Origin of the sequence: Massilia frigida (assembly GCF_011682175.1) — a bacterium.
Classification (GTDB): Bacteria; Pseudomonadota; Gammaproteobacteria; order Burkholderiales; family Burkholderiaceae_D; genus Telluria_A; species Telluria_A frigida.
On record NZ_WHJG01000018.1, the window covers coordinates 65005 to 83866 of the forward strand.

The window sequence follows — 18862 nt, forward strand, 5'->3', positions numbered from 1 at the left end:
ACGTTTAAACAAATGCCCACCTCGGCGTCAAGACGAGTGTGGGAAGGGAAAGCCGGCAATTATAGCGTGTAATGCAGCAACAATCAAGGACGCAGTGCGGCACTTGTGCGATCGGGCACTGTTCACGGCACGAAGTCGTCGTCCAGCAGTTGGGCTGCGCTGTAGGGGGAGTTCGGTTGGGAATGCCTTTGGGGGCAGGCGGGTTTCTCGCGCCGCAGCCAGTACGGCTTGCCGATAGCGGCGCCTGGCAAGCGCTGGAATGTCACCAACAAGACTGGGACTGTCTTGCAACAACGGCGCGATTTCGTCACGCTGGTGGGCAAGCGTATTTAGCCAGCTGCTTGACTTACGCTTGGGCTGATATTGGCACTTAAGCAGGTGAATCGGCACCACCTTCAGGCGCCTGCTTAGCTCCCTGCGATCACGGCCGGTCATGGCCTCAAGCTCCGCTACGAGATTGTCGATATCAAGCTGCCCGAACTGGCGCGCGCGCAGCAAACTCACTTGCTGCTCAAGCCACAGCACAAAATCTTCCTCATAACTCACCCCTGGAACTTCACGCCGACCCATGACGCGCCTCCTCTGCCGCTTGTTGGACAGCGCCCGTCGCAAATAATTCGCCTGTTCGGCCAATTAACCCTTGCATTGCGCGAAATACTGTACAAAAATACAGTCTGTCCATATACACAGTCCCGCATACCGATGATCAAGCTCACTCCACGGCAAGAACAAATCCTCAACCTGATCAAGGATGCGATCGAGAACACGGGCTTTCCTCCCACCCGTGCCGAGATCGCCAATGAACTGGGCTTCAAGTCGGCCAACGCGGCCGAAGAGCATCTGCAGGCGCTCGCGCGCAAGGGGGTCATCGAAATTTCGCCCGGCACCTCGCGCGGCATCCGCCTGATCGGCGCCAGCGTCGACGCTCTTCCGATGCCGCCGCCGAACCTGCTGATGTCGCTGCCGCTGGTCGGGCGCGTGGCTGCCGGTTCGCCCATCCTCGCGCAGGAGCATGTGGAAGCGACCTACAGCGTGGACCCGGCGATGTTCTCGTCGCGTCCCGATTTCCTGCTCAAGGTGCGTGGCTGGTCGATGCGCGACGCCGGCATCATGGATGGCGACCTGCTGGCCGTCAAAAAGGTCGACAGCGCCAAGAATGGCCAGATCGTGGTGGCCCGGATCGGTGACGATGTCACCGTCAAGCGCTACAAAAAGACCGGCTCGCTGATCGAACTGCTGCCGGAAAATCCGGACTTCAAGGTCATCCATGTCGATCCGGCGACCGACGAGTTCGCGCTCGAAGGCCTGGCGGTAGGATTGATGCGCAGCTGGAACTGAGCGTGCGGGCGCTGTTCCACTGCGCCCGTGCCGTCTAGTCGCCCTTGCGCGGCGCCGTCGTCGCCGCTTCGGTGACGATCCGGTTGTGTTCCTTGATATAGGCGTCGGTGGCGCTGCGCCAGGCGCCGAAGTCGGCCAGCACCAGCTTGGCCGAGACCTTGGCGTTTTCGGCGATGCCCGCATACACGCCTTCCAGGTGCATGCGTGACTGTTCGGCTTCGTCCTTGGTCAGCAGGTCGGCCACCTCCTTGGGAATGCGCTTGGTCAGCGGACTGGCCTCGTTGAGGTTGCGCACGAAGCCGTTGTAGCAATCCTGCCAGGCCGCGACCTTGGCCGAGACGCTCTCGATTTCATCGTTCTGCTTCGACATGGCCGGAATGCGCGGCACCGGGCAGCGGAACTGGCCCGCGCTGAGCTCGGCGCCATCGTATTTGGATATCCAGTAATCAAGCTCGGCGCGCCGCGTTGCGCGCTTGTTGATCATCGCGAGCGAGCCGGCGGCGGTCTTGTTGCCCTTGGCCGCCGATTTCTTGAACCAGGCTTCGGCCTTGGCCAAGTCCACCGTCCCCGCCTCGCCGTAAAAATACATTTCGCCCATGTGCAACTGGGCTTCGGCATTGCCGGCGTTGGCCAGCTTGGTGTAGAGCTGCAGCGCTTGCGGATAAGACTTTTTCGCGAACAGGGCGTTGGCGTCGGCCAGCTCGTCCGCTTGCGCCACGCCGCCCAGCATCAATGCCAGGCAAAACAGGGATTTCTTCATTGCACGTCTCACGATGGGATGTCCGGATGCGCATCATAACCGGATTGGCGCGGCTCGACAGGGACACCGCTTTGCCGTAAAGTATTATTTTTTGCAACATTTATCACTACTTATGAGCAAGCGAAACAAGAGTGCGGCGCGCGCCGGTAGCCGCCCCCCTCTTTCCTTCAAGCCCAGTTAGGACGCCCATTGCGACGTTTCGAATATGACCAGGGCGCGTCCGACAAATTCTGGGAAGTCGACCAGGACGGCTGCGATGTCCATGTCCGCTACGGCAAGGTGGGCGCGGCGGGACAACGGCAAACCAAGACCCATCCGGACCACGCCACGGCGGCGGCGATGGACAAGCTGATTCGCGAAAAAACCGGCAAGGGCTACGCTGAAAGCAGCGCGGCGCCCTGGCTGGCGGTCGAGCCGCTGGTCGACATCTCGCCCGAGCTGGCGGCGCTGGCGATGCCGTCGCGCCGGTTTCCCGGCGTAACGCGCGACATCGACATCTGCGCCGAACGGGACAATTCAGGCTACTCTATCTACGACAATTACAGCGAGGGCGACATGCTATTGCGTGAGCAGGCCTCGACGTGCTGGCCATGATCGGCAGCGACACTGCCCTGATGCTCCTGCACGGGATCGCGCAAAAGGTCAAATTCCAGGCACTGCAGCACCACGCCTACGACAAAATCGGCGAGATCGCTGCGGCGCTCGAACTAAGCACCGAGGAACTGGAAGAGCGCCTGGTGCCCGACCTGGACCTGGACCCACAGGGCGAAATGCAGCTCGACTTCGGCTCGCGCCAGTTCCGCGCCGGCTTCGACGAGGCGCTCAAGCCTTGCCTGCGCAATGCGCAGGGCGCACGCCTGGACCAGCTGCCCAAGCCGAAAAAGACCGACGACGCCGAACTGGCGGCAGCCGCCGTGGAGCGCTACAAGCTGCTCAAGAAAGACGCGCGCACCATCGCCGCCCAGCGGGTGCTGCGCCTGGAACAGGCGATGTGCGGGCGGCGGCGCTGGACGGTGCAAGCCTTCCGTTACTTCCTGGCCGGCCACCCGCTGCTGCGCCACCTGGTGCTGGGACGGCGCCGTGGTCAGTACCGGGCGTCTGCTTGGCCTGGCCGAACGGGGCTGGCACCGCGACATCGGCAGCGGCGGCGAAGCGTTTGAATTTTCAAGGTGGCTCGGCCAGGGCAAGGTGGCGCACGTGCACATCGCACCGGGCCTGACGACAGGGCTGATCAACGCTGACAAGGCGCAGATGCTGGTCAGGCTGGTTCTCGAACACTACAGCGTCGACGCGGGCGCGCGCTTGTCCGTGCTGGACCCGGTCGTTGTCGGCGAATTTATCCGGGTGATGGAGCAGTTATGCGCATGAGCGGACCATTGGCACACTATACAGGCAGGTAAATGATGCGGCGACTTGAATTTAATGATGGCGTTTCCAGCAAATTCTGGGAAATCGAACAGGCCGGCGACGCCCTGCATATCGGCTTCGGCAAGATCGGCACGGCCGGACAGCGCCAATCCAAGAACCACGCCGACGCAGCCAGGGCGGCGGCGGCGATGACTAAGCTGATCGGCGAAAAAACCGCCAAGGGCTACGCTGAAACCAGCGCAGCGACGGCCGCCGTGGCGACGGCCGCCGTGGCCACTCCCGCTGCGGTCAAGGCCGTGGCCCCGAGGGCTGCACCAGTTGCGCCGGTTGCGCCGGTTACGCCGGTTGCGCCGGTTGCGCCGGTTACGCCGGCGGCGCCGGGTGACGCGCCGCCCTGGCTCGACGCCGATCCGCAGTTCGAGTTAACGCCCGCACTGGCCGCCCACGCCCTACCCTCGCGCCGCCACCCCGGCCCGCCGCCGAGCACCGACAGCGACGCGCGCTGGGCGCTGTTCCTCGAGCGTGTGCGCGCCCATTGCGTACTGCGGGCGACCGGCTGCGACGCCAGTTTGAAGGAGGGCGTGATCGAGGCCATCGCCCGCATCGCCAAGGGCAAGCGGCTTGGTTCACCAGCGTCCGATGTCATCCTGCTGGCCACGGAGATCATCAACGAAAAACAGCGGCCAGCGGCCGAAGGCTGCCCGTTCATCGATGTGCTGGTCGCCGACAAGGGGCTGGCGTACGCCTTCGATATCCTGATCATGCTGCAACGCGTCGGCATCGAGGAACAGAGCCGATGGAGCGCCGAGTCGTGGAACAAGGTCGAGACCAGGGAAGCCGGGCCCTTTGCGCTGTACGGCCTCACCCAACTGGGGTTGCGCGCCCACCTGGCGCACGCCCCGCAGGCGCTGTGGGAGCAAGCGGTCCAGCGCGCGCGCGAGGCGGCCGGGGCGCTGCCCTCGCGTTCCCTGCCGCTGCTGGCCGCGCTGCTGCCGGACGCGCCGCAACTGGCTAACGAACTGGCTCTGATGCTGGCGCCCGAACCAGACTATGAAGGCGGCCGCTGGTGGTGCTGCAACTACAGCTGGCTGATCGCGTACGCCACATCGCCCGAGGCGCGCCAGGCGTTGCGCCTTTGGCCGCCGCACCAGCGCCTGTCGCCGCGCGACTTCGACAGCTCCTTGATGAGCGTGGCCACCGCATTGCGCGACCGCGGCCCCGGAGCGCTCGAAGCGCTCGAAGGCGGCCGGGGCGCGGACGCCGCGCAACAGGCCCTGGCCTGCATCGGTACGCCGGAAGCGCTGCGCGCACTGGCATGGGGCTATGGAGAAAATTGGTTCACCCATATGTGCGCGGCCGGACAGCGATGGCCCGATGCTGCCATGGCGGCGCTGAGCGAATTGATTGGCAAGGACCACTGCGGACCGGGCGGCGCGCGTCCGGCCCTGGCCAGCGTCGTGGCAACCCACGCGCGCCGCGTGCCCGCCCTCAAACCATGGATTTCGGCGCCGGCGTGGGAAGTGCTGTCGGTCGCCGCCGCCCACTACCTCGGGGGCCGCGACTGTGCGGACCCGGGCGAACTGCCGCCGGTGCTGGCCGCGCCGCCGTGGTGCCAGCCGGCCACGCAAGAAGCGCAGCCGTTTGCGCTCGCCGCCTTGGCGCTCGATCCCGTCGTACGCTGGAGCGAGACCGAACGCGAACGCGTCGCCGACGACGGTTACCGCTACCAGGACTACCTCGTTCGCCGTCAATATCCGATGGCGGGCGCGGTGCAGGCGGTCGATGACATCGATACCGACGGCAGCCTGGCGCGCTGGGTCGACTGCCTCGATCCGAACGAATGCCTTCAGGAGCAGGCGCGCGCGATCGCGGACTTGCCGGCACCGATGAATGCGCGCGTATGGAACGCGGTGGCGCACATGGGCATGACGCGCCCGGGCTACGCCATCGCCCGGCTCGGCGTGGACGCCCTGCCGGCCTTGGTCGACATGTTCACGTCGGCGCCAACGAGGGAAATGGAATATGTACAGTACTTCGGCGCGGTCGACCTGGCCGCGCCGGTGGCGCGCGCGTATGCGACGCTCAAGAGCAAGGCGCTGCTGGCCCAGGCGCGCGCCTGGCTGCTCGATTTTCCCGAGCACGCCGCCTGCGGCCTGATTGCCCCGGCCCTGGGCCAGGCGGGAGTGGAACGCGACCATGCGCGCCAATCCCTGCGCGTGCTGGCCGCCGCCGGCCATGCCGACCTGTTGCTGGACGTGGCCGCTCGCTACCGCCAGCCCGACGTCAGCGCCGCCATGCGCGCCATGCTCGGCCCAAGCCCGCTGCAGCGCTACCCGGCCAGGATCGGCAAGCTGCCGGCCTTCTGGACTGCGCTGGTATGGACCCGTCCCCTGCTGGCCGCCAGCGGCAAGGCCCTGCCGGATGACGCGATGGATGCGATTGGCGTCATGCTGCGCTTCCCGCACGCCGACGGTGTGTATGCCGGGGTCGGCGAACTGAAACAAGCATGCACGCCCGATTCGCTGGCCGCTTTCGCCTGGGACCTGTTTCGCGCCTGGACCGACGACGGCGCCAAGGGCAAGGAAATCTGGGCGTTCCACGCACTTGGCCTGCTCGGTAACGACCAGAGCGCGCGCAGGCTTACCCGCCTGCTGTGCGACTGGCCCGGCCAGGGCCTGCACGCGCGCGCCGTCATCGGGCTCGACGTACTGGCGCTGATCGGCAGCGACACCGCCCTGATGCTGCTCAATGGCGTGGCCCAAAAGCTCAAGTTCAAGCCGCTGCAGGACCGCGCGCAGGAAAAGATCAACGAGATCGCCGAGGCGCGCGGCTTGACCAGCGACGAACTGGAAGACCGCCTGGCGCCCGACCTTGGCCTGGATGAACAGGGAACGCTGCTGCTCGACTTCGGGCCGCGCCAGTTCCGGGTCGGCTTCGACGAAACGCTCACGCCGTTCGTGCGCGACAACGACGGCGCGCGCAGCGCCGACCTGCCCAAGCCGAAAAAGAGCGATGACGCCGACCTGGCGACGGAGGCGGTCAAGCGCTTCAAGCTGCTCAAGAAGGATGCGCGCACCATCGCCGCGCAACAGGTGCTGCGCCTGGAACTGGCGATGTGCGCGCAGCGGCGCTGGCCGGTGCGGGTGTTTTACGATTGCATGGTGCGGCACCCGCTGGTGCGCCATCTGGCCCAGCGCCTCGTGTGGGGCATGTACGACACTACCGGCAGCCAGTTGCAGGCCTGCTTCCGGATCACGCCCGAAGGAACGCTCAGCGACGCCGCCGACGACGCCGTCGTGCTGGCGCAATGCATGGTCGGCATTCCGCATGCGCTCGCGCTGGCGCCGGCCGACGCCGCCGCCTTTGCCCAGCTGTTCGCCGATTACGAACTGCTGCAACCGTTCGCACAGCTCGGACGCGACACCTATGCCCTGGACCACGGGAACAACAATTCGGGGTTCGGCAGCTGGGAAGACAAGGTAGTGCCGACCGGGCGGCTGCTCGGCCTGTTGAACCAGGGCTGGCGGCTGGGTGAAACGCACGACAGCGCCATGATCTGGGACCTGCTCAAGGTGCCCGGCGGCGGCTACACCGCAACGCTGGACATCGCGCCCGGCATCCGGGCCGGCTCGGTGCACGAGTTTCCCGAACAAACGCTCGGCTCGCTGAGCATCGGGCGCGGCGGCCCGAAAGACATCCGCGAGAGCGTGGCCTGGTCGTCGCTCGACCCGACCATGGTCAGCGAGCTGATTCGCGACATGGAAAAGCTGTGCGCCTGACCGGCGCGCCGGTGGCGGCCGCACCGCCCTGGTCCGACGCCGATGCGGTGATCGCGGCGCCGCCCGAACTGGCGGCGCACGCCCTGCCCTCGCGCCGCCACCCCGGTCCACCGTCTTGCGCGACCAGCAGGGAGCGATGGGTGCTGTTCCTGACCCGCATGCGCGAAAACTGCACCTTGCAAGCGGGCGGCGACGGCGCGCACCGGCCGGCCGTCATCGACACCATCGAGCGCCTCGCCAAGCGCCGCCAGCTTGGCACGCCGGAAACCGATACGATCCTGCTGGCGATGGAAAAAATTCACGAAAAAAAGCGGCCGGCGTCCGAAGGCTGTCCTTTTCTCGACGTACTGGTTGCGGACAAAGGCTTGCCGTATGCCTTCGACATCATGCTCAGGGCGCAGCGCATATACCTCGAACCGGCTGCCGGCCCCGATAAAAACGGCCATGAAGTGCACGCCAACACCGGCGGCACCCGTCAGCTCTATGGCATCACCGACCTGGCGCTGCGTGCCCATCTGGCGCAGGCCCCGCAACAGATCTGGGAACAATGCGTCCGGATGGCGCGCGACGCGGCCAAGGAACTGCATACCCGCACCCGTCCGCTGCTGGCCGTGCTGCTGCCCGATGCGCCGGAACTGGCCAACGAGCTGGCGCTGATGCCGCAGCCGGAGACGGACGACAAGGGGCGTGCGCAATGGTGCGGCAACGACGCCTGGCTGATCGTGTACGCCAGCTCGCCCGAAGCACGGCGCGCGCTGCGCCAGTGGCCGCGCGGCGAGGATCTGCGCGACGACGGCTTTTACCAATCGCCGCGCGCCGTCGCCACCGCATTGCAGGACCGCGGGTGCGACGCTGTCGATGCGCTCAAGGACGGCGTAAAGTATGCGCAGACGGTACAGGCGCTGGCCTGTATTGGCACCCCGGAAGCGATCATGGCACTGGTGCAGGGCCACGGCAAGCTGCCGCCCGACTATCTGGGCGGCGCCGGCCGGCGCTGGCCCGATGCCGCCATGGCGGCGCTGAGCCAACTGATCGCCAGGGATCACTGCGGCCCCGAGCGCGCGCGCCTGCTGCTGGCGGGCGTGGTGGCCACCCATGCGCACCGCGTTCCCGCCCTGCGGCCGTGGATTCCGGCGCCGGCCTGGAAGGTGCTGTCGGTTGCCGCCGCGCAGTACATCACGATGCGCGACTGCGTCGTCGCCAGCGAACTGCCAGCGGTGCTGGCCGCGCCTGCATGGGGCGAGATGGCCAGGGCCGGCCAGCTGCCGGCGTTCTGGACACCGCTGGTGTGGACCCGTCCTCTGCTCGCCGCCGGCGGCAAGGCGCTGCCCGATGACGCGATGGATGCGATCGGCGCCATGCTGCGTTTCGCGCACGCCGACCGCGTGTACGCCGGCGTCACCGAACTGAAGGAAGCGTGCACGCCCGATTCGCTGGCCGATTTTGCGTGGGAGCTGTTCCGCGCATGGACGGAGGACGGCGCCAGCGGCAAGGAAATCTGGGCTTTCCACGCGCTCGGACTGCTCGGCGACGACGAGAGCGCGCGCAGGCTCACGGCGCTGGTGCGCGCCTGGCCCGGCCAGGGTCTGCACGCGCGCGCCGTCGTCGGCCTGGACGTGCTCGCGCTGATCGGCAGCGATATCGCCCTGATGCTGCTCAACGGCGTCGCCCAAAAACTCAAGTTCAAGGCGCTGCAGGACCGCGCGAAGGAAAAGATCAAGGAAATCGCCGAAGCGCGCGGCCTGGCGAGCGAAGAACTGCAAGACCGTCTCGCGCCCGACCTCGGCCTCGATGAACAAGGCGCCCTGCTGCTCGACTTCGGCCCGCGCCAGTTCCGTGTCGGCTTCGACGAAACGCTCGCACCATTCGTGCGCGCGGCCGACGGCAAGCGCAGCGCCGACTTGCCCAAGCCGAAAAAGAGCGACGATGCCGATCTGGCGACGGCGGCGGTCAAGCGCTTCAAGCTGCTCAAGAAGGATGCGCGCACCATCGCCGGTCAGCAGGTGCTGCGGCTGGAGCTGGCCATGTGCGCGCAGCGGCGCTGGCCGGTGCGGGTGTTTTACGATTGCATGGTGGCGCACCCGCTGGTGCGCCACCTGGCCCAGCGCCTTGTATGGGGCGTGTACGACGCCAATGGCGGCCAGTTGCAGGCCTGCTTCCGGGTCACGCCGGAAGGAGCGCTCAGCGACGCCAATGACGACGCCTTCGTGCTGGCGCAAGACGCGGTCGTCGGCATTGCCCACGCGCTCGCGCTGGCGCCAGCCGACGCCGACGCCTTCGCCCGGCTGTTCGCGGACTACGAGCTGCTGCAGCCATTCGCGCAGATCGGCCGTGACACGTACACCCTGGACGACCTCGAAAAGAAGCATCATGCGCTCGGCCGCTGGAACGGCACGGTGGTTCCTACCGCAAGCCTGCTCGGCCTGCTCAACCAGGGCTGGCGGCGCGGCAAAATGCAGGATGGCGGCACGATCTGGCAAATCGTCAAGGTCCTCGGCAGCGGATATACCGCGACACTGGATTTCGCACCCGGCATCATGGTTGGCATGCCAGGCGACAGCGCGGAACAAACGCTTGGCGGCGTTGTGATCGCGTGCGCGGGCCAAGCAGGCATGCGCCCCAGCGTGCCGTTGGCGTCGCTCGATACAGCGGCCGCCAGCGAACTGATTCGGGAACTAGTGCGACTATGCGCATGAACAGCCACCTACGACACAATACAAACAATGAACCCTCCTCAATCGCGCGATAGCGCAAGCGGCGTCCTGGCGCCCTGGCTCGCAATCGGCCCGCTGGTCGATCTTCCCGCCGCACTGGCGGCCGAAGCGCTGCCCTCGCGCCGTTTTCCCGGGCCGGCGCCCTGCCCCGATACCGGTGCCATCTGGGACCGGTTTATCGCGGCGGCGCGCCAGCACTGCGCCCTCGACCCGGCCGGTTCGGACGACCAACACCTCGTGCGCGAGGCGGCCGCGCGCATCGCCAGCGGCGAACGGCACGGTTCGGCGGCCTGCGATGCGGTGCTGCTGGCGGTCGAACGCCATCTGGATTTTCCTTATCTGCCGCTGATCGGTGGCGCCTCCCTGATCGACGTGCTGGCCGCCGAGCGCGGCCTGCCGCATGCGCTCGAAGCACTGATCGGCATGGAATGCACCGCCATTGAGTCGACCAGGGCTGGCCATGGCGTGCGCGCCGCATCCGACCCGCGCGGCTGCCTGCGTAACGACATGTACGACCCCACCGAGATGACGCTGCGCAGCTACCTCGCGCTGGCGCCCGACGACGTCTGGGAAGAATGCGTGCGCATCGCCCTTGCCGCGATCGAGCGTCTGTACACCTGCCGCCGCCCGCTGCTGGCGGCCTTGCTGCCCGACGCACCGCACATCGCCGACGCCATCGCCCTGACGCTGCAGCCGCCGCCAAGCTACTATGGCCTCGACTGGCTATCCCAATATGGATGGCTGCTTGCCTACGCCACGTCGCCGGAAGCGATGAAAGCGATCCGTAAGTGGCGCAACACGTGCCACGCCGCCGATATCGACTTTGGCCGCTCGCAGCAAGCGCTTGTGACGATCGTGCGCGATCGCGGCGTCGATGCTGTCGACGCCTTGAAACACGGGGCGATGCATGAAGAAGCGGCCGCCATGGCGCTAGCCTGCATCGGCACCACCGAGTCGCTGACCGTATTGGCGCTGGCGTGCGACCACGGCGAGGCGCAGTGCGCGCGCTTTGCGCTGGCGGCCGAACGCTGGCCGCAGGCCGCCATTGCGGTGCTGAGCGATTTGATCGGCAGGGACCACTGCGGCCCGGCGCGCGCGCGCCGCTCCCTGGCCGCGCTGGTCGCGCGGCATGCCGCCAGCGTGCCGGCTTACCAGCCGTGGCTCTCGCCGCGCGCATGGAAGGTGCTGTCCAACGCCGCCGCGCACTACCTCACCGTGCGCGATATCGCGGCCGCATCCGACCTGCCGGCCATCCTGGCCAACCCGCCATGGACGGCGAAAAAGAAGAAAGCCGCGCCGCCACTGGTGCTGGCGCCCTTGCCGCTGGCCCCAATCATGCGCTGGAGCGAGGAGGAACGCGCCCGCCTGCGCAAGCAGCCACGCTACACCGTCAGCTCTTACAAGAGCGAGCCGGAGCCGCAGGTGTCGGCCGAGGCCACCGCCCACGCCGAGGCAGCTGCCATCATCGACGCCTGGCTGGCCTGCCTTGCCGGCGGCAAGCACCTCAACGACGCCGCGCGCATGATCGCCGACCTGCCCGCGCCGCTCAGCGCGCAGGTCTGGAACGCCGTCGCGCAGGTCGAGGTCAATCTGCCCGGCTACGCGATTGCGACCCTTGGCCTGGAAGGGCTGCCCGGCCTGGTGGGCATGATTGAGCGGCGTCCGGCGCAGGACCTGGCGTATGCACGCCACTTCGGCGCCGTCGAACTGGCCGCGCCAGTGGCGCGCGCCTGGGCCACCCTGAAAAGCAAAGAACTGCGTGCATGTGCCGGCGACTGGCTGCTGGCGAACCCGGAACACGCCGCCAGCGGCCTGATTGCGCCCGCACTCGGCAAGCCTGGCGGCGCGCGTGACCAGGCCCGCAGCGCGCTGCGGCTGCTCGATGCGGCCGGCCAGCGCGCGTTGCTGCTCGACGCCGCCAGCCGCTATGATCAGCCAGCCGTGACGGGCGCCATGCACGCCATGCTCGATGAAGATCCGCTCGACCTGCACCCGGCCAAAATTACCGCCTTGCCGCCGTTATGGACACCGCATCTGTGGGCCCGTCCTCTCCTGGCCGCAAGCGGCAAGGCGCTGCCCGACGCCACGCTCGACACGATCGGCGAAATGCTGCGCTTTCCGCACGCCGACGGTGTCTATGCCGGCGTCGCCCAGCTCAAAGAAGCATGTACGCCGGACTCGCTGGCCGATTTCGCCTGGGAGCTGTTCCGCGCCTGGGTCGAAGATGGCGCGCAGCCGAAGGAAAACTGGGCCTTCTTCGCGCTCGGTCTGATTGGCAACGACGACAGCGCGCGCATGCTCACGCCCCTGCTGCGCGCCTGGCCCGGCGAAAGCCTCAGCGCGCGCGCCATCGCCGGCCTGGACGTGCTGGCATTGATCGGCAGCGATACCGCCCTGATTCTGCTCAATGGGATCGCGCAAAAGGTCAAGTTCAAGGCGCTGCAGGACCGCGCCCGCGACAAGATCGCCGCCATCGCCGAGGCGCGCGGCTTAAGCACCGAGGAACTGGAAGACCGCCTGGCGCCCGACCTGGATCTCGATGAACAAGGCACGCTGCTGCTCGACTTCGGCCCGCGCCAGTTCCGCGTCGGCTTCGACGAAACGCTCAAGCCCTGCGTGCGCGACACCGCCGGCACGCGCCTGCCGGATCTGCCCAAGCCGAAAAAGAGCGACGAGCCGGCCTTGTCGGCAGCGGCGGTCAAACGCTACACGCTGCTCAAGGAAGACGCACGCACCATCGCCGCGCAGCAGGTGCTGCGGATGGAAATGGCGATGTGCGCGCAGCGGCGCTGGCAGCGGCAGGTCTTCATCGACTTCCTGGCACACCACCCGCTGCTGCGCCATCTGGTGCAGCGCCTGGTCTGGGGCCTGTACAGTGTCGAAGGCAATGCGCTGCTGGCGTGCTTCCGGGTCGCCTCCGACGGCATGTTCACCACGGCGGCCGACGACGCTGTCGACCTGCCGCCGGACCACGCGGCGCGGATCGGCATCGTGCATGCGCTGGACCTTCCCGCAGGCGATGCACAAGCCTTCGCCAGCCTGTTTTCCGACTACGAACTGCTGCAACCGTTCGCGCAGATCGGGCGCGACACCTACCGGCTGGACGACGCCGAAGCGGGCCGGGAAACCCTGGCGCGCTGGGACGGCAAGCTGGCGCCGAGTGGGCGCGTCATGGGCCTGGTGAACAAGGGCTGGCGCCGGGGACCGGTGCGCGACGGCGGCAGCATCTGGACCTTCACCAAGGCACTCGATGCCGCGCACCTGGCCGAGCTGCACATCACGCCGGGCCTGATCGCCGGGATCACCGGCGAATATCCCGAGCAGACCGTGGGCGACGTGCGGGTCGGGCGCGGCGACACATGGGGCGGTATCGGCCAGCCGGTTGCGCTGTCCGCGCTCGACCCGGTGGCGGTCAGTGAGCTGATACGCGACATGAACAATCTGCGCGCATGAGACGGCGCCGGCACTAGTTAACATTCAGGACACGCGATGCGACGATTTGAATACCATGATGATGTTTCGATCAAATTCTGGCAAGTCGACCAGGCAGGCAGCGATCTCCATATCGGCTTCGGCAGGATCGGCAGCGCCGGTCAGCGCCAGTGTAAAAGCTACGCCGACAGCGCCAGCGCCGGCGCCGCGATGGAAAAACTGATTCGCGAAAAAATCGCCAAGGGCTATGTCGAGACCAGCGCCGGGGCAGTCATCGAACCGACGCCGGCAGCGGGCGGGATCGCACCGTGTCCGGCCGCATCGCACAACGTGCCGGCCAGCCTGGAGGAGCTGCCACCGGTGCTCGCGGCCCCACCGTGGACAAAGTCCGCCAGGAAGTACCACACGATCCTGGCGCTCAAGCCACTCGCACTGGCGCCGATCGCGCGCTGGACGCCGGAGGAACGCCAGGCCATGTGCAGCACGACCCGATACGACGTCTCTCCCTATAACTGGCGCCGCTACGAGGGCCCGCCTGACGCCGAAGCAGCGATGGCGGCTGGCGATGTGGACCGTGTGGTGGCGCTCTGGGTCGATAACCTGGGGACCGACAAAATCGGCAGCTGCGTGGACAGCGTCACCGACCTGCCCGCGCCATTCAATGCGGCCTTGCTGACCGCCGTGGCAAAGCGGGAAATCAATTCGCCCGGCTATGCCATCGGCACGCTCGGCCTGGCCAGCGTGCCAGCGCTGGCCATCATGATCGAGCGCCGGCCCGCCATCGAGCTGCCGTATGCGAAGTATTTCGGCGCCACCGAACTGGCGTTGCCTGTGGCGCGCGCCTACGCCAGCCAGAAGAACAACAGCGCGCGCGAACTGGCGCGCGACTGGCTGCTGGCCAATCCTGAACACAGCGCCTGCGCCCTGATCGCGCCGGCTCTCGGCAAAGCCAGCAGCGCGCGCGATGCCGCTGTTGCGGTGCTGCGCCTGCTCGCCAGCGGCGGCCACGAGGCGGTGTTGACGCAGGTCGCCAGCCGCTATCGGCAGGAAGCCGTGGAAACGGCATTGCGCGCCCTGCTGGACGACGATCCGCTCGAACGTTTTCCGAGCAAAATCGCACCGCTGCCAGCATTCTGGCAGCCTGGGAAATGGCCCCGTCCATGCCTGTTCAACGGCAAGGTGCTTCCCGACGCGGCGCTCGACGCCATCGGGGTGATGCTGCGCTTTCCCCGGTCCGACCATCCATACGCAGGCATCGATCAGGTACGGCAAGCGTGCACGCCATCGTCGCTGAGCCGCTTCGCATGGGACCTGTTCAGCGCCTGGACCGCCGCAGGCGGCGACCCCGGTGAAAACTGGGCCTTCACCGCCCTGGGGCTGTTCGGCAGCGACGACATCGCGCGCAAGCTCACGCCCCTGATCCGCGCCTGGCCCGGCGAGCAGCTCGATCCCGGCCTGATCGTCGGCATGCCCGAGCACGAGCCGGAACAGCGCTTGAAGGAAGTGCGCGTTGTGGACGGTGATACAGTCAACGGAAAAGCGCCACGTTACCCCCTGTCGACGCTGGGTGCCATCGTCGCCAGTGAACTGATACGCGACATGCAGGATTTGGGCGCCTGAGCGGCGCGACCACACTTTTATATTCAGGATGAACGATGCGGCGATTTGAATTGAGCGATGGCGTTTCCAGCAAATTCTGGGGAGTGAGCCGGGACGGCAGCGATGTCACGGTCTGCTTCGGCAAGATCGGCACGGCGGGCAAGGTCCAGACCAAGAACCATCCGGATGCCGCCACGGCCGGCGCGGCAATGGCCAAGCTGATACGCGAAAAAGCCGGCAAGGGCTATGCCGAAACAGGGGCCGGTTCACCAGTGGCGACGGCGGCGGCATCGGTGCCGGCATCGGTGCCGGTAGCGGCGCCCACGCCTGCGTCCGACATCGCCCCCTGGCTGGCCGTCTCGCCGCTGATCGACATGCCAGCCACGATGATGGCGCTGGCCCTGCCCTCGCGCCGCTTCCCGGGCGCGGCGCCAGCAATCGACGCCGACGCCAGCTGGAACCTGTTCCTGGCCCATGCGAGACAATGCGCGCCGCTCAGTTCCGCGCTCTCGGCGTCAGGCTGGCGCCCGGCAATGGACGAAGCGGCGCAGCGCATCGAACACGGGCAGCGCGACGGCTCCGCCGCCTCCGACATCGTCCTGCTGGCACTATCGACCACTTTCGACGACCTGCTGGCGCCGTCCGATGGCGTGCCCTTCATCGACTTCCTGGTGGCCAGCGAAGGCGTCGCGTACGCCCTTGACGCCTTGCTGCAGATGGAACGCATCAGCGTGTGCCAGCAAGGCCTGCGCAACCCCGGCATCCGTATTGACGACGATGCCGGGCAGTGGTTCGCCCCGACCGAAAACGTCTTCGGCAAAACCGAACTGGCACTGCGCGCCCACCTGGCGCACGCGCCGCAAGGCGTGTGGGACGCCTGCGTGCAGCTGGTTCGCGACGGTTTGCCTTCGCTGGCGGCGCACCGGCGGGCGCTCTTCGGCGTGCTGCTGCCCGATGCCCTGGGTCTGTCGGACGCCATCGTCGCCGCCGCCGGTCCCGTCTACCCCACCTCGATGGCATGGCTGCGCCTGACAGTGCGCGACGCCGCCAGCATGCGCGCCCTCGATACGATCAAGGCATGCGACGACTTCTACCTGTTCGCGTGGTACGACAAGCCGGAGTTGATTGCCACCGCGATCCAGGACCGCGGCACCGACGCCGTGGCGGCATTGCGCGACGGGGCTGGCGCCGATCTCGCCGCCGACGCCATTGCCAGCATCGGCACGCCGGAGGCGATCCGCGCCCTGGCATCGATTACCGCAAAAAAGGCGATCAAGCGCCTGACGGCGGCGTCGGCACGCTGGCCGCTCGCCGCCATCGCCGGCCTGGCCGAATTGACCGCCACTGACAAGCGCGCCCCTGGCGCGGCACGCTCGGTGCTGGCCGCACTGGTTCCGCAACACCTGGCCGCCCTGCCTGCGTTGACGCCATGGCTGTCGGCAGCGGCTATCAAGATGCTCGACGGCCTTGCCGGCCGCCTGGAAGTGCCGGCCGACGCGGCTGGCACCAGCGACTTGCCCGCGGTACTGGCCAACCCACCGTGGCTGGCGCGGGCAAAAAGCGCAAACAAGGCGTTGACGCTGGAGATTCTGCCGCTGGCGCCAGTCGAACGCTGGAGCGACGCCGAACGCCAGCGCGTGCTGCGCGAACGGCGCCTCATCGTCTACACGCACGGCGGATCCGGATTCAAGACACCGAACGACACCAGCGCGATCGCCGCCGGCGATGTGGCGGGCGTGGTCGCATGTTGGGAAAATTACCGCCAACGCGGTCACGAAATGGCAAACAGCGTGCATGCAATCGCAAAGCTGCCGCCGCCGTTCAATGCCGCCGTGTGGGCCGCCATGGCGAAGCACGACATCAACTCGCCCGGTCACGCCATCGGCAGCATGGGACTCGATGCCCTGCCCGGCCTGGCGGTGATGTGCGAGCGCCGCCCTGTCGAAGAATTGAAGTATGCGATGTACTTCGGCGCCGTCGAACTGGCCGCGCCTGTGGCGCGCGCGCTGGCGGTGCTCAAGTCCAAGGCCGTGCGCGACATGGCACGCAGCTGGCTGCTGGCCAATCCGGAGCATGCCGCCTGCGGCCTGACCGCCCCCGCGCTGGGCAAGGCCGGCGCAGCGCGCGACGCCGCCGCCAGCGCACTGCGCCTGCTGGCCGCGAACGGCCATGAAGCCATGCTGATCGCGGTGGCCGGCCGCTACGGCCAGGAGGCCGTCAACGCCGCCATGCGCGCCATGCTGGACGAAGATCCGCTCGACCGCTTCCCTTCAAAAATCGCTGCGCTCCCGGCATTCTGGATGCCGCGTAGCTGGACGCGGCCGCTCCTGGCCGCCAACGGCAAGCCACTGCCGGACGAGGCGCTCGACCTGATCGGCGTAATGCTGCGCTTTCCCCAGACCGACGGTGTCTACGCCGGTATCGAGCAAGTACGCCAGGCGTGTACGCCCGACTCCCTGAGCCGGTTCGCCTGGGACTTGTTCAGTGCCTGGGCTGATGCCGGTGGCGATGCCAAAAACAACTGGGCCTTCACGGCCCTGGGCCTGTTTGGCGGCGACGATTGCGCGCGCAAGCTCACGCCGCTGATCCGCGCCTGGCCGGGCGAAAGCCAGAACGCACGCGCCATTGCCGGTCTCGATATCCTGGCCACGATCGGCACCGACCTGGCCCTGTTGCTACTCAACGGGATTGCGCAGAAGGTCAAGTTCAAGGCGCTGCAGGAAAACGCGCGCGACCAGATCGCCCAGATCGCCGAAGCGCGCAATCTCAGTACCGACGAACTGGAAGACCGCCTGGCGCCCGACCTGGGCCTCGACGACGACGGCGCCCTGCTGCTCGATTTTGGCCCGCGCCAGTTCCGCATCGGCTTCGACGAAGCACTCAGGCCGTGCATACGCGATGCACTGGGCGTGCGCCTGGCCGACCTGCCCAAGCCGAACAAGAGCGACGACGCCGCGCTGTCGGCAGCGGCGACTGAGCGGTTCAAGGCGCTCAAGAAGGATGCGCGCAGCATCGCGGATCAGCAGGTACGGCGGCTGGAAATGGCCATGTGTGCACAGCGGCGATGGGAGCCGGCCATCTTCCAGCGCTTCCTGGCCGGCCACCCGCTGGTGCGCCATCTGGTGCAGCGGCTGGTGTGGGGCGCTTATGACATGGAACCGGGCGCCAGCCACGGTGGCCGTCTGCTGGGCTGCTTCCGGGTCGGCCCGGATGGCGCCCTGACCGACGCCGCCGACGACACCTGGCCACTACCGCAGGGCGAAAACATCCGCATCGGCATTCCGCATGCGCTCGACCTGCCGGCGCAGGATGCAGCAGGCTTCGGCCAGCTGCTGGCCGACTACGAGCTGGTGCAACCGTTTGCGCAGATCGGGCGCGACACCTACACGCTGACCGCCGACGAACTGGCCGCCAGCGCGCTCACGCGCTGGGAGGGCATCGAGGTGCCTGTCGGGCGCCTTCTGGGCCTGGCGCACAAGGGCTGGGACCGTGGCGACGCGCAGGATGCCGGCTTCGTCTTCGATTTCAACCGGCCGCTCGGTGACGGGCGCACCGTGGCGCTGCGTTTCGGTCCGGGTCTGATGCTCGGCTCGATCATGGATTCGGAAGACCAGATCATGGAACAGGTCAGTATCGGCAGCGCCGGGGCCTGGAGCAGCTTCGACAAGGGCCAGCCGCTATCGACGTTAAGCCCCATCGCCGCCAGTGAACTGATTCGCGACATGGAGGCACTGTGCGCCTGAAACCCACTTCCCGGCCAGCCGCAGGCGATTCTACCGGCCTGCCTGCGGTACTCGTGAACCCACCGTGGATGGCGCCGCGCATGGCGCGCGCCAAGCCCCTGGCACTAGCGCCGCTGGCCCATCCCCTGG

Annotated in this window: 11 protein-coding genes; 9 read left to right on the forward strand and 2 right to left on the reverse strand. The window is 67.3% G+C overall.

All coding sequences use genetic code 11. The features are described from left to right. Window positions 1-27 precede the first annotated feature (27 nt). Window positions 28-570 carry a DUF29 domain-containing protein gene (locus tag F2P44_RS18110; protein WP_167088444.1) on the reverse strand — a complete coding sequence of 181 codons (543 nt, stop codon included), beginning with the start codon at window positions 568-570 and terminating at the stop codon, window positions 28-30. 132 nt (window positions 571-702) lie between these two features. Between F2P44_RS18110 and lexA the strand changes: the two genes are divergently transcribed. Beyond that, window positions 703-1338: a transcriptional repressor LexA gene (lexA, locus tag F2P44_RS18115; protein WP_167088445.1), complete on the forward strand. Its 636-nt coding sequence runs from the start codon at window positions 703-705 to the stop codon at window positions 1336-1338. A gap of 34 nt (window positions 1339-1372) precedes the next feature. On the opposite strand, the gene F2P44_RS18120 is transcribed toward lexA, so the two are convergent. Then, entirely contained in the window at window positions 1373-2098 is a 726-nt protein-coding gene (locus F2P44_RS18120) for a tetratricopeptide repeat protein (RefSeq protein ID WP_167088446.1), read from the reverse strand. 189 nt (window positions 2099-2287) lie between these two features. Here F2P44_RS18120 and F2P44_RS18125 point away from each other — a divergent pair, with 189 nt between their 5' ends. Genes F2P44_RS18125 through F2P44_RS18160 form a run of 8 tightly spaced genes read left to right on the forward strand, consistent with a single transcriptional unit; the run spans window position 2288 to window position 18733 of the window. Next, entirely contained in the window at window positions 2288-2692 is a 405-nt protein-coding gene (locus F2P44_RS18125) for a WGR domain-containing protein (protein WP_167088447.1), read from the forward strand. Beyond that, the gene (locus F2P44_RS18130; protein WP_167088489.1) at window positions 2689-3258 is read left to right on the forward strand and encodes a DUF4132 domain-containing protein; all 570 of its coding nucleotides are present in this window, start codon (window positions 2689-2691) and stop codon (window positions 3256-3258) included. Before F2P44_RS18125 ends, F2P44_RS18130 begins: the two co-directional genes overlap by 4 nt. Before the next feature lie 37 nt (window positions 3259-3295). Continuing rightward, window positions 3296-3466 (forward strand): hypothetical protein, encoded by a 171-nt coding sequence (locus tag F2P44_RS18135; protein ID WP_167088448.1) that lies wholly within the window; start codon window positions 3296-3298, stop codon window positions 3464-3466. Window positions 3467-3498: 32 nt separating this feature from the next. Continuing rightward, on the forward strand, window positions 3499-7245 hold the full coding sequence (locus F2P44_RS18140) for a DUF4132 domain-containing protein (protein ID WP_167088449.1): 3747 nt from the start codon (window positions 3499-3501) through the stop codon (window positions 7243-7245). Next, window positions 7236-9941 (forward strand): DUF4132 domain-containing protein, encoded by a 2706-nt coding sequence (locus F2P44_RS18145; RefSeq protein WP_167088450.1) that lies wholly within the window; start codon window positions 7236-7238, stop codon window positions 9939-9941. Before F2P44_RS18140 ends, F2P44_RS18145 begins: the two co-directional genes overlap by 10 nt. 27 nt (window positions 9942-9968) lie before the next feature. Continuing rightward, window positions 9969-13412, forward strand: a complete 3444-nt coding sequence (locus F2P44_RS18150; protein ID WP_167088451.1) for a DUF4132 domain-containing protein — start codon at window positions 9969-9971, stop codon at window positions 13410-13412. A 36-nt stretch (window positions 13413-13448) separates the two neighbouring features. Beyond that, window positions 13449-15011, forward strand: coding sequence for a WGR domain-containing protein (locus F2P44_RS18155; protein ID WP_167088452.1), 1563 nt, complete (start codon window positions 13449-13451; stop codon window positions 15009-15011). A 35-nt stretch (window positions 15012-15046) separates the two neighbouring features. Beyond that, complete coding sequence (locus tag F2P44_RS18160; RefSeq protein WP_167088453.1) at window positions 15047-18733, forward strand: DUF4132 domain-containing protein; 3687 nt, start codon at window positions 15047-15049, stop codon at window positions 18731-18733. The last annotated feature ends 129 nt before the right edge of the window (window positions 18734-18862 follow it).